This is a genomic window from Limibacillus sp. MBR-115, from assembly GCF_040549425.1.
GTDB lineage: Bacteria > Pseudomonadota > Alphaproteobacteria > Kiloniellales > CECT-8803 > Limibacillus > Limibacillus halophilus.
In genome coordinates this window covers 252,599-265,439 of record NZ_JBEPTJ010000002.1, presented here as the reverse complement: position 1 = coordinate 265,439, position 12,841 = coordinate 252,599, and the positions used below count along the sequence as shown (strand labels likewise).

8 protein-coding genes are annotated in these 12,841 nt (G+C 60.5%); 6 read left to right on the top strand and 2 right to left on the bottom strand.

The features are described from left to right. Positions 1–70: 70 nt before the first annotated feature. Positions 71–2,185 (bottom strand): penicillin-binding protein 1A, encoded by a 2,115-nt coding sequence (locus ABIE63_RS04850; protein WP_354503291.1) that lies wholly within the window; start codon positions 2,183–2,185, stop codon positions 71–73. A 140-nt stretch (positions 2,186–2,325) separates the two neighbouring features. Between ABIE63_RS04850 and ABIE63_RS04845 the strand changes: the two genes are divergently transcribed. Beyond that, complete coding sequence (locus ABIE63_RS04845) at positions 2,326–3,045, top strand: ribonuclease activity regulator RraA (RefSeq protein ID WP_183414839.1); 720 nt, start codon at positions 2,326–2,328, stop codon at positions 3,043–3,045. A 29-nt stretch (positions 3,046–3,074) separates the two neighbouring features. Here ABIE63_RS04845 and ABIE63_RS04840 read toward each other — a convergent pair whose 3' ends face one another. After that, positions 3,075–4,106 carry an NAD(P)/FAD-dependent oxidoreductase gene (locus ABIE63_RS04840; protein WP_354503289.1) on the bottom strand — a complete coding sequence of 344 codons (1,032 nt, stop codon included), beginning with the start codon at positions 4,104–4,106 and terminating at the stop codon, positions 3,075–3,077. 196 nt (positions 4,107–4,302) lie between these two features. Here ABIE63_RS04840 and tsaE point away from each other — a divergent pair, with 196 nt between their 5' ends. The 5 genes from tsaE (at position 4,303) to trxA (ending at position 12,603) form a co-directional block, all read left to right on the top strand. Continuing rightward, the gene (gene tsaE / locus ABIE63_RS04835) at positions 4,303–4,815 is read left to right on the top strand and encodes a tRNA (adenosine(37)-N6)-threonylcarbamoyltransferase complex ATPase subunit type 1 TsaE (protein ID WP_183414837.1); all 513 of its coding nucleotides are present in this window, start codon (positions 4,303–4,305) and stop codon (positions 4,813–4,815) included. 37 nt (positions 4,816–4,852) lie between these two features. Further along, positions 4,853–5,584, top strand: a complete 732-nt coding sequence (locus tag ABIE63_RS04830) for a nucleotidyltransferase family protein (protein WP_354503286.1) — start codon at positions 4,853–4,855, stop codon at positions 5,582–5,584. A gap of 7 nt (positions 5,585–5,591) precedes the next feature. Further along, positions 5,592–8,630: a double-strand break repair protein AddB gene (gene addB, locus ABIE63_RS04825; protein WP_354503284.1), complete on the top strand. Its 3,039-nt coding sequence runs from the start codon at positions 5,592–5,594 to the stop codon at positions 8,628–8,630. A 1-nt stretch (position 8,631) separates the two neighbouring features. Then, positions 8,632–12,189 carry a double-strand break repair helicase AddA gene (addA, locus tag ABIE63_RS04820; protein WP_354503282.1) on the top strand — a complete coding sequence of 1,186 codons (3,558 nt, stop codon included), beginning with the start codon at positions 8,632–8,634 and terminating at the stop codon, positions 12,187–12,189. A 93-nt stretch (positions 12,190–12,282) separates the two neighbouring features. Then, complete coding sequence (gene trxA, locus ABIE63_RS04815; protein WP_183414833.1) at positions 12,283–12,603, top strand: thioredoxin TrxA; 321 nt, start codon at positions 12,283–12,285, stop codon at positions 12,601–12,603. Positions 12,604–12,841: the final 238 nt, after the last annotated feature.

The following is a 12,841-nucleotide window of genomic DNA, read 5'->3' as shown; positions in this document are numbered from 1 at the left end:
CTAACATACTAAAAAGCGCGCGCAAGTCCAGTTGCCGCGCTGCAGCATTCAAAAGGTTGTAACGGATTCTTTAGCGATCCGGCGTCTTGCCGAAGGTCTTGTTCTCCCGCGAAACATTGGATCCTGAGTTGTTGCTGCTCTTGGCTCCCGCGGACCCACCTCTCAAATCCTGCAGCAAGCGGCCGATGAAACCGCCGACGCTTGAGTCGCCGGATTGGTCGTCCCGGGCGCTTGGCGCAGAAGGTGCAATAGCGATTTCGCTGCCCGGCAGGGCGCCGCCCGGCGCCCCCTCGGATGCGGGCTTCATAAAGGCTGCCCAGGTTGTCGCTGGCAAGCTACCCCCTGAAACCCGCTTCATCGGCTTGCCGTCGTCGTTGCCGAACCAAACACCGGTCACGAGATCGCGCGTATAGCCGATGAACCAAGCGTCACGGAAATCCTGACTGGTCCCAGTTTTTCCAGCGACCGGTCGGTCTATTCGTGCGGCCTTGCCCGTACCCCACTCGACGGTTGCCCGCATGACATCGGCCGCTTTGGCTAGGGCCTGTTCGTCGATCAAGCGCTCGGTTGGTTGCTCATCATGCCTGAAAAGAACGTGGCCGTTTGTGTCACGCACCTCGACAATACCGTACGCCCACGCTCCGAACCCATTGTTTGCCAGCGCAGCATAGGCGCCTGTCAACTCGATAAGTGTCACCTCTGACGTTCCAAGCGCCAGTGACGCGTCGCTGGTCAAGGGTGTGGTTATGCCCATTTTCTGGGCCTGGGCAGCCACATTGCGCACGCCAACGGCCTGGGAAAGGCGGACGGTTGCCGTGTTCAGCGACAAGGCATAGGCCTCTCTCAAGGTGATTTCGCCGCGATACCGCTCGTCGTAGTTCTCCGGCGACCATTTGCCGATGGTCACCGGCGCGTCGAGGATCTGCGCGTCCGGGTGCCACCCCTTCTCGAAGGCGGCAAGAAACACAAAGGTCTTAAAGGCAGACCCTGGCTGACGCAGGGCTTGGGTCGCTCGGTTGAACTGACTTTCCTGATAATCGCGGCCGCCAACCATTGCCCTGACGGCGCCATCTGGTGTCAGCGAAACCAATGCGGCCTGCTGGACACCGCGATCACCGCTTGCCCCCTTCAAGGCGCTTTCCACAGCGCGTTCCGCCAGGCCCTGTAGCCGTGGGTCCAGCGTCGTTTGCACGATCAGGTCGCGGTCGGGGAAACCAACAAAATTACGCACCTCGCCAATGACCCAATCGGTGAAATAGCGCGCGCGCAGACTTTGGCGTGAAAGTTTGCGGCTTTTGTTCTTGTGGGCTTCGACCGCTTCGGCCTGGGTGATGAACCCGGCCTCGACCATCGCATTCAGAACGACTTTTGTCCGAGCATCCGCCGCGCCGGCATCGCTGGTCGGCGACAATCGGGAGGGCGCTTTGAGTAGTCCCGCCAACATTGCCGACTCATAAAGCGTCACCTCGGTAGCGGATTTTCCGAAGTAGCGGCGTGCGGCAGCGTCGACGCCATAGGCGCTTGCGCCCAGGTACACGCGGTTCAGATAAAGCGTCAGAATCTGGTCCTTGGAAAACTTTCGTTCCAGCCAGAACGCGAGCATAAGCTCCTGTACCTTTCGCTTCAGGGAGCGCTCAGGTGAGAGAAACAGATTCTTGGCAAGCTGCTGGGAGATAGTGGAGCCGCCTTGAACAAGCCGCCCTGCCTGCAGGTTCGTCAACATTGCGCGCGCCAGCCCCAGAAGATCCAGGCCTGGATGTTCGTAAAATCGCCGGTCTTCGATCGCCAGTACGGCCTGAGGCAGGTGCGGAGGGAGTTCCTCGACCCGTAAAGCCTCGCCGGTCAATTGGCCGGAGGCCGCCAGGATGGAGCCGTCTTTTGCCAGCAGAGTGACGGCAGGCTGGCGCTCAAGCACGGCCATCCGCGACACGTCGGGAAGATCGTAAGCATAGTAAGCCAGCAACCCACCTAGGCCGACAGCGCACCAAACTCCCAGCACAATCAGCCAGCGCAGCGCCCGGCCAAGCGTCAAGCCGCGCTTTTGCTTGCTCTTCTTTCGCGGCTGACCGCGCCCAGAGGCTTGGGGCGCTCGACGCGACGTGGAACGTCCGCCGCCGGGCCGTTTAGTCCCGGTCGTTCGTCGCGTTTGGCGGCCCTTGCTCTTATCGTCATCACGTCTTGCCATACCATCAAGGTCTAGCGGAAAGGGGGCCGACAGGCCAGGGGCAAGAATAAGACGACAGAGGGAATCCGCGGCCTTTCAACCGGCGGTCTTTTGTTGCAAAGTCGCGCCATTGAATTTCATGGACCACAGGGAGAGTGGCGATGGCTGAGACCGTGACCTTAACAGCCGATCAGCGCGATCAGTTGACGCGCATTTCAACAGCGACCCTGACGACGGTTCTGCTAAAAAAAGGTTTGCGGAACAATTACCTGCGCGGCCCGTTGCCCTTGATGGAAGATCAAGGTCGCATTGTCGGTGAGGCCTTCACGATGCGATTCGTGCCGATGCGCGAGGACTTGGCGACGCCGGAAAGCTGGTCGTCCCCGCGTTCGACCCGCGCCGCGATCGAAGAGATGCCGGACGGCGCCGTAGTGGTGATCGATGCCATGGGCGTCGACGATGCGGGCGTGTTTGGCGATATCCTCTGCGCGCGCATGGCCGTGCGCGGCGTGGCCGCGCTTGTGACAGACGGTGTACTCCGCGACGGCGAGGGCGTGGTCAGCAGCGGTTTGGCTGTCTGGTGCCGTGGCATTGCGGCGCCGCCTTCCATAGCGGGCCTGACCTTTGTTGGATGGCAGGAGCCAATAGCCTGTGGCGGCGTTGCGATCTTTCCGGGCGATGTGATCGTGGCTGATGGCGATGGCGCCGTGCTGATCCCCAAGGCTATGGTTGCCCAGGTTATCGAGGCCGGAGCGGAGCAGGAACTCTTGGAAGCCTGGTTGCTTTCCGAGGTTAAGGCTGGCGCCAAACTTCCCGGGCTTTATCCGCCGAACGAGGAAACCCGCAAGCGTTACGAGGCCTGGAAAGCAACACAAGAGTAAAGGCAAGAGATTGCGCCGGTTGTCGTGCGTTACTCGCCCGGTACGCCCTTGGTCGTTGAATACTCCCAATGCAGCTCTTCATCTGGATGAAGTTGGCTGCGGATTGCGTGAGCGGCCATAGCGGCTTCTGAGAATCCGCACAGGATCAATTTTAGCTTGCCAGGATAGTCGGCGATATCGCCGATGGCGTAGACGCCCTGCAAGTTGGTCTGGCAGGTTTCGGGCGTCACAGTGATGTGGCCGTGCTCCAGCGTAAGGCCCCAGTCGGCGATTGGGCCCAGGTTCATCGAGAGACCAAAGAAAGGCAGCAGGACATCCGCATCCAAGCGGCGTTCGTTGCCCGCCAAATCCGCGACGATCACGGCTTCCAGTAGACTGCCATCGCCCTGGAGCCCTCGGAGCTGATAGGGGATGACCATCTCAACCACTGACCCTTGTTCGGCGAGTTGGTTCAAACGGGCAACGCTCTCAGGCGCGGCCCGGAACTTTGGGCGGCGGTGGACGACATATACCTTCTCGGCCAGTTCGGCCAAGGAAAGTGCCCAGTCGACGGCCGAATCGCCGCCGCCGGCAATCACGATGCGCTTACCGCGATAGTTTTCGCGCTGGGTGACCATGTAGCGCACGCCTAGTCCGGGCCCCGCGTTCTCGTAACACTCGATCCCCGCCAGTGGGGGGCGATTCGGCCCGAAAGCCCCGACGCCACCAGCGATCATGACGGCTTTGACAAGAAGCCGAGTCCCTTTGGAAGTTTCCAGGAGCCAGCGTCCATCAGTCTGCTGCTCCAGGCCCACCACTTGCTGCCCATAGTGATAAACGGGGGCGAAGGGTACGGCCTGCTCGGCTAGCTTTCCGATGAGATCGGCAGCCATGATCTCCGGGTGGGCAGGAATATCGTAGATCGGTTTTTCCGGATACAGAGCGGAGCATTGGCCGCCAGGACCGTCCAACGCATCGATCACATGCGCCGTGATCTTGAGCATTCCCAGTTCAAACACTGCGAAGAGGCCCACCGGTCCTGCGCCGATGATAGCGACTTCACCTTCCTGGACGTTGCTCATCCTGGCTGTTCCTTTGTTTCTGGTCGAAAGTCGATGCTGATGCTATGCGATAGGCTAGGATGCGGAGCGATTCAGGGCTTTGCAAGTCTTGCGGCGACAGGTCGCGCTGTCACGGCGGCATCAACCGTGACTCTGTCGCCCTGGGCTTTCTTCCCTATTCATTGCAGGGGCCACCGATCAAGGGATAAAAGAGGCTATGATCGATCCGAGCGACACCGCAATCCATCAAGAGCAGCTACCCGACGAAGCGGCGACGGTTGCCTTTGCAAAGCGGTTGGCGCGCCTGGCGGCGCCTGGCGATGTCTTTGCGCTCTTCGGCGATCTGGGTGCGGGGAAAACGGCCCTGGCGCGTGCCTTTATCAATGCATTGCCCGACGAGTCCGGGCAACCCTGCGCAGAGGAGGTGCCGAGCCCGACCTTTACCCTTGTCCAGCAGTATCAGCGCAAGCCCGGACTTGTATGGCACTTTGACCTTTATCGGATCGAGGAGGCGGAAGAGGTCTGGGAGCTTGATTTTGAGGATGCGTTGGCCAGCGGTATCAGCCTCATCGAATGGCCTGAACGGTTGGCAGGATTGTTGCCAACGACGGCCCTTCGGATTCTGCTGGAGGTTGCGCCGTCCACAAGCGCTCCCGCCGGTCGGCGGATCAGCCTCTATGGGGCCAACACCTGGAAGGATCGCTGGGCCTCCCTCGATGAAGGCGCATGAACCGATAATGAAAGAAAACACGAAGGAGATTGAGACTATGAGGCCTAAGCGCGCAATGGTTCTGGCGGCCGGGTACGGCCTACGCATGCGCCCTTTGACCGACAAGACTCCCAAACCGTTGCTGCCGGTTCAAGGTCGCAGTCTTTTGGAACGCATCCTCGACCGCCTGGCCGAAGCCGGTGTCGAAGAGGCCGTCATCAACCTCCACCACCTCGGAGAGCAAATCGAGCAACGTCTAAGCGATCGCAAGAAACCCAAGATTCGATTCTCTTGGGAGCGTGAAATAGTCCTGGAAACCGGTGGTGGTGTCGCTAAGGCCCTGCCGCTATTGGGCGATGAGCCGTTTTTTGTGATCAATGGCGACGTGCTGTGGCTGAATGGTTATCAGCAAGCGCTGCACCGGCTGGCCGATGCATGGGAGGCACGGCAAATGGACGCGCTGCTGCTTGTCCACTCGACACCATATGCGGTCGGGTATGAGGGTAAGGGTGATTTCTTTCTTGCGGCTGACGGACGTCTTTTGCGCCGCTCGCCCGAGGAGGTGGCGCCGTTTGTTTTCGCAGGCATTCAAATTCTACATCCGCGCCTGTTCGAAGGTGCTCCTGAAGGACCCTTCTCGCTCAATCGAATCTATGATCGTGCGGCGGAGTCCGAGACGCTGTTTGGGCTGCGTCACGATGGCGAGTGGTTCCATATCGGCACACCTGGAAGCCTGAAGGAAACCGAGGAGCTGTTTGACTCCCGAGACTTTCCCATCGTTCTCAGATAGGGACGACATGAGCGACGAAAAAACGCGCCCCAATGTCTTCACGCTGCCGCCAGAACAGCCCTTTGCGGATACGCTGGCATTGGGGCTGAGCGCGCGCTTTGCGAAGCACCCCGAAAGGCTTGCCGATGTCTTGCTGCTGCTGCCGACACGCAGAGCCTGTCGAAGCTTGCAGGAAGCCTTTCTCCGGGTTTCCGAAAACCGGCCACGCTTACTTCCCCGCCTTCTGCCGCTGGGCGATCTCGATGAGGAGGAGTTGACCCTGACAGACCCGTTGGGTCTCGATCCAGAGGCGGAAACGACTTTACCACCGGCCATGTCGCCGTTGGCTAGACAGTTCCATTTGGCGCGGCTTGTTGCGCGGTGGCGTGCTGGTATCGCTGGTGGGGGCCAAAGCGGTGGAAGTGATGCGCAGGACCTAATGCTGGCCGCAGAACTTGGCCGCCTGCTGGATCAGGTTGAGACCGAAGGGCTCGATTTTTCGAGGTTGTCTCAATTGGTGCCGGAGGAGCATGCGGATCATTGGCAGGCGACCTTGCGGTTCCTGGAGATCGTAACCCAGTTCTGGCCGGAAATCGAAAAGGAAGCTGGTTCCATCGGGGCGGCGGCAAGAAGACGGCGCCTTCTTGAGTGGCAAGCCAAAGCATGGCGCCGCAATCCACCCCGGCACCCCGTCATCGCAGCGGGTTCCACGGGAAGCATTCCCGCGACGGCCGATTTGCTGTCAGTGATCCAGGGCTTGCCGGAAGGTGAGGTCGTGCTGCCGGGTCTGGACATCGATTGTGAGGCCGAGACATGGGAGACCATATCCAAGGATCCAAGCCATCCGCAGTTTGGAATGGCCAAGCTTTTGAAAGGGCTGGGTGTTGCACGTACGGACGTACAGGTATGGAACGGTGCTTCCGTGGGTGGTGAGCCTTACGGGCGAAGCCAAGTCGTAAACCTGAGCCTCTCCCCTGCGGAACTGACCCACCGCTGGATTGACAAGGGAGTCCGCTTTGAAGCCGAGAATGTCGGACGCGCCTTCACGCGCGTCCAGCGCATCGACTGTCCCGGCCTTCGGGAAGAAGCGATAGTGGCAGCATTGGCTTTGCGTCAAGTGTTGGAGGAAGAGGGCCGTACGGCTGCGCTCGTGACGCCGGATCGTGATCTGGCACGGCGGGTGGCGGTGGAGCTGGATCGTTGGGGTATCAAGATCGATGATTCCGCAGGACGGCCGCTCGGCGGCACACCAGTCGGCGCTTACCTGCGGTTGGTCGGACGTCTGCTGGCAGAGGGGCCGTCGCCGCTTTTGCTTCTGGCGGTGCTGAAGCACCCCAGGGCCGCGGCGGGCATGGCACCGGCTGGATTTCGCAAACGCGTTCGCAGCTTCGAGAGGCTGGTGTTGCGCGGACCGCTCCCAGCGGCCAGCCTGCCGCAGCTAAAGGGTTTGCTCGATGATGCTCTCGCTCTGGCGATTGCCGAGGGCGGCGAAAAGGAGATTGCCGAGCTTCGCAAGCTAGAGACTTGGTTTGCCGGGCTCTGCAAACTTCTGGAGCCGATTCAACGGGTCCGCCCCGCCAAGCAGCCGCTTGAACTCCTGTTGAAGGATCACACGGCCTTGGCAGAGGCTTTGGCACGCAGCGACGACCTAAGCGGGCCGGATCAACTTTGGAAGGGCGATGACGGTGAGGTCGCCGCGACCTTCTTGCGCCAGATGCTGGAGGCCGCGCACCTCTATGGCGAGGTGCGCGTCAGGGACTATGCGGAGGTCTTCGATACACTGCTGCAGGGGCAAACTGTTCGTCCGCGTTACGGCCTGCACCCGCGATTGTTTATCTGGGGCCCGATGGAAGCGCGCCTGCAAAGGGCGGATCGGTTGATCCTAGGCGGCCTGAACGAGGGGACCTGGCCGGGGGATGCCGATCCGGGCCCCTGGATGAGCCGGCCCATGCGCGCAGCCTTCGGGTTACCGTCCGCCGACCAGTCGATCGGGCTATCCGCACACGATTTCGCCCAGGCGATGAACGCCTCGGAAGTTTTTTTGACCCGCTCCGAGCGCGTCGGGGGGACGCCGACGGTTCCCTCGCGCTGGCTGCTGCGGTTGGATACCCTGCTGGCGGCTTTGGACGTACCGGCGGACCTATTGACCAGGGATGCTGCTCAATGGCTGAACTGGGCCGAGGCGTTGGACGCCCCAGAAAGCGTCACGCCAGCGCCGCCGCCGGCGCCGAGACCACCCGCCGAGCGCAGACCCCGCAAGGCTTCCGTTACGGCCATCGAACGATGGTTGCGCGACCCTTACGCCTTCTATGCGGGCTCTGTGCTGGGATTGCGCAAGCTCGACGACCTTGATGCGGAGCCGGGCGCCGCAGAACGCGGCACCTTGATTCACGAACTTCTTGAAGGTTTCACCAGAGATTATCCGAAGGCCCTTCCGGAGAATGTGGAAGCGGAATTGGAGCAGCGGATGGGATTGCTCCTCGACAAGTTGCAGCGCAGGCCGGCTTTGGCGGCTTACTGGGAGCCGCGATTGCAGCGCATCCTCGAATGGGTTGTTGAGCAGGAAAAGCAACGGCGGTCCGCAACCCTGGGGATTCATGCAGAGCTGCGAGGGAGCCTTGAACTCAAGGAGGCAGACGGTTTTTCGTTGTACGGCAAGGCCGACCGCATCGAGACGTTGAAAAACGGTTCCCTGGCGATTCTCGACTACAAGACTGGGACGCCACCGAACAAGAAAGAGGTCTTGGAGGGACGTGCACCGCAGCTTCTGTTGGAGGCGATTATGGCAGAGGCCGACGGTTTCGCGGGCTTGCAGGGCCAAAAGGTCGAAGAACTGGCCTATTGGCATCTGTCGGGCGGCGGGACGAAGGGAAGCGAGACATCGATCCCTATAGACGAAGCCCTGGTGGCCGAAACGCGTCAGCGCCTGGTCTCATTTGTGCTTGCATATGCTGATCCGGACAGCCCTTTTCTGGCCCGACCGCGGCCGGGCTTTGATCTGCGCTTCAACGATTATGCCCATCTAGCCCGCATCAAAGAGTGGGCCGCCGACGGTGGAGAAGGCTAGCATGAGCCAGTCACTCCAAGGCGCGACGAAAGCAGCCTACGACAAGACCAGCGCGAACCAGAAAGTGGGCGCTGACCCAACGTTGTCGGTATGGGTTGGTGCCTCCGCCGGCAGTGGCAAGACCCAAGTCCTGAGTGATCGGGTCTTACGGCTATTGCTGGCTGGATCGTCGCCGACCCGCTTGCTTTGTCTAACCTTCACCAAAGCTGCCGCAGCGGAAATGGAAAAGCGCATCGCGGGTCGGCTTTCCTCCTGGACGGCGGCATCGCTGGGTGATCTTGAGCTGTCATTGGAGAAGCTTCTGGGCCGGTTTCCGCTCCCGGAGGAAACGGCCAGGGCGCGCAGTCTTTTTGCGCAGATGCTGGATGCCCCAGGCGGCCTTAAAATTCAGACCATCCATAGCTTTTGCCAATCGATCCTGAGTCGTTTTCCGTTGGAGGCGGGGATTACGCCGAACTTCGAGGCACTCGATGAACGCAGCGCCCAGGAACTGCTGGCGCGTGCGCGCGAGGAGGTGCTGGAGGCCGTTTATCGCGCCGCGCCCGCGTCTGAACCCTGGGCTTTTGACCTCCACCAAGCGCTGCATTACCTGGCGGGCGGGTTGGGCGAGGAGGATTTTGCCAAGCTGTTGTCGGGGGTGACATCGCATAAGGACCGGCTCCGCTTAATGGTGGAAGGCTTCGGCGGCCTGGAGCATGCCGTGGTCGAAATCTATCGGCGTCTCGACCTCACGCCTGATCTCACGCAAGAAGCGTTGGTGGCCGAGGCGGGCGCCGAGGGTAACTTTAACCGGGCGGGCTTGACCCGGCTCGCCGAAGCCTATGGCAACGGCACCCCATCGGAGCAGACTCGGGGCGCTGCCCTTGCCGACTGGTTGGCCGGCGGGCATCTCGATCCGCAATCTATTGCCGGGTACTGCGTTCTTTTTCTCACCAAGGATGGGGAACCGAGGAAGAGTCTCCTGACCAAGGCGCTCCATGAAGCTCATCCGGAGCTGTTGGAGGTGGCGCAGACCGAAGCGGCTCGGCTGATAGCAGTCCGACAGCGGGCGGCAGCGTTGGGAGAAGCCGTGCAGACAGCGGCTTTGTTGAGGCTCGGCTGGCACATGACGGAAGCCTATCAGCGCGCCAAACGCGCAGCCGTTGCGCTGGACTATGACGATATGATCCTGCTGGTACGCGACCTGCTTGATCGCCCGGGTGTCTCTTCCTGGGTTCATTACAAGCTGGACGGCGGCATTGATCATGTCTTGGTCGATGAAGCGCAGGATACCAGCCCGCCGCAGTGGCAGGTAATTGAGGGATTGATCGAAGAGTTCTTCACGGGCATGGGTGCTTCGGAAGATCGCAGCTCGGGTGAGCTCCCGCCGCGCAGCCTATTCGTCGTCGGCGATCCGAAGCAATCGATCTTCGGCTTTCAGGGGGCTGCGCCCAGATTGTTCTCCGAGAAGAACCGAACTTACGAGCAGCGTGCCCGTGAGGCGGAGCGGCCGTTTGCGAGCCTGACGTTGGATATGTCCTTTCGCTCAACCCAACCGATCCTTGATGCGGTTGACGCCGTGTTCGACCGGGACGGCATGGAACAAGGCGTCAGTTTCGACGAAAAATGGCGGCCTCATAAGGCCTATCGCGCGGGTCAAGCGGGAAGCGTCGAGCTCTGGCCACCTGTCGAACCCGAAGAGGAAACGCCCCTGGATCCCTGGGCTCCGCCTCTGGTGCCGCAGGAGCGCAGACTGCCCCGTACCCGCTTGGCCGAACTGATCGCGGCGAAGATCCACTATTGGACCCGCGACCCCGCTGGAAAATCGGATCCGGCTTGTCGGTTGGCAGCGCGCGATCGCCGACTACGCCCCGGCGATTTCATGGTTCTGGTCCAGCGGCGCAACGCTTTTGTTTCAGAGTTGGTTCGCGCCCTGAAATCCCGTGATGTGCCGGTGGCCGGTGTTGATCGAATGCGCCTCATGGAACAGTTGCCGATCATGGATCTCGTCGCTTTCGGCAACTTCCTCCTGTTGCCGGAGGACGATCTGACACTGGCGACGGTCTTGAAAGGCCCGTTAGTGAACTTTGACGAGCAACAGCTTGCCGAGCTTTGTTGGGCGCGTAAGGGCAGCCTATGGCGCGCGCTGGCGGCCCGCAAGGATGACGATCCGGCCTTTGCGGTCGCGTTCGAATTTTTGTCCGAGCAACTGGGAAAGGTCGATCATCTCGATCCCTACGAACTCTATCAGGGCCTCTTGAGCGCGAATCAGGGGCGCCGGCAGATTCTTGCGCGCCTTGGGCCGGAGGCTAATGACCCGCTGGACGAGTTTCTTGCGCTGGCTTTGGAGTACAGTCGCCAACACGCTCCGAGCTTACAGGGATTGCTGCACTGGCTGAACGCCGACGGGCGCGAAATCAAGCGCGACCTGGAACAGTCCCAAGGCGTCGTCAGAATCATGACCGTGCATGCGGCCAAGGGGCTGCAGGCGCCAGTGGTCTTCCTGCCGGACACCTTTGGGTCCGACAAGCATGATCGCAGCCTGCTTTGGCTGGAGGGAGCGACCAAGGGCGGTAATGAACCGCCACTTTGTCTATTGCCGGGCGCTAGCAAGCAACGCAGCGCCCTCAGCGCTGCACTCCTGGCGGACAAAGAGACCGAATCCCTGGAGGAGCGTCGTCGCTTGCTTTACGTGGCAATGACCCGCGCCGAGGACAGGCTTATCGTTTGCGGCTACAAGGGCAAGCAGAACAATCGCCGAGAGCCCTGGTATGATCTTGTAAAAGCGGGCCTGGAGGCGATGGACCCACCCGCAGTCCAACAGGAGTTCGATTTCTCTGAATTTCTGGGAGAGAACGGGTGGCGTGGTCCCGGGCTTGCGGTCTCGTCGGACCAGCAGGCCGCGCCAAAGACAGACGCCGGTACCACTGTTAGAAGTCGTCCTGTTGCTTTACCAGATTGGGCGCTGCGGAAGCCTCAGAAGGAATCGAGTCCGTCACGGCCTTTGGCGCCCTCGCGTCCAAGCGAGATCGAACCGGCGGTAATCTCGCCGCTTGGCACAGACGAAACAAGTCGCTTCAAGCGCGGATTGCTGGTGCATAGGCTGTTACAGACCTTGCCCGACTTGCCAGAAGAGCAACGCCGGGTCCGTGGACTGGCCTTCCTTCAACAGCCGCTTCACGGGCTGTCGACGGAAGACGCCGAAGCGCTGCTGGCGGAGACGCTGGCGGTCATCGCCGCGCCGGCGTTTGCGGCGGTTTTCGGACCTGGCAGTCGTGCGGAGGTGCCGGTCACAGGCTGGATCGAAAAATCGGATGGCACGCATGATGTCATTTCCGCGCGGATCGATAGGCTGGTGGTGACGGACAGCGAAGTCTTGATCATCGACTATAAATCCAACCGGCCCGCCGCCAAGACCGAGGCCGACGTGCCGAGAGTTTACCTGCACCAGATGGCGAGCTATCGCGCATTGCTGCTGAAAATTTACCCGGACAAGGATGTTCGCTGCGCGTTGCTTTGGACGGAAGGACCGCGTCTGATGCAATTGACGCAAGCCAGACTTCTCGAGCACGCTCCTTGACGCTCGTGGGTATGGATTTCTATATGGAAGGCGAGGCGGGTCGCTAACAAGGCCCGACAATAAGAAGAACGACCCACCAGAAAGGAGTGCCAGATGAGCACCACGAAGATTAGCGATACCAGTTTCGATCAGGACGTTCTGAAAGCAGAAGGTCCGGTGATCGTTGATTTCTGGGCCGAATGGTGCGGGCCTTGCAAATCGATTGGTCCGGCCCTCGAAGAGATCGCCGCAGAGAAGCAGGGCGCCGTGACGATTGCCAAGCTGAATATTGATGACAATCCGCAAACTCCGCAGAAGTACGGAGTCCGTGGGATTCCAACCTTGATGCTTTTCAAGAATGGTCAGGTTGCCGCCACCAAAGTCGGCGCGCTTCCCAAACAACAGCTGCTCGCTTGGGTCGAGGAAAACATCTGACCGAACCTAGTCTTTAACCATTCGACAACATCCCCGGAGCAATTGTGTGCAATCTGTTGCTCCGGGGGCGCACTAGTCGGAACAATTCTTACTTTCTCTCTATTTGCTTTACGCAGCGTCTCTTTTCGGGTTTCTATTCGGTAGCTTTTCTAGCACTAGGCTGGATTGGCCGCTTAGAACCGCTCCCTTATTGTCTGGGACCAGCGGCCAAGAAGTGTGTTCCCGGGAGAGGTTTTGT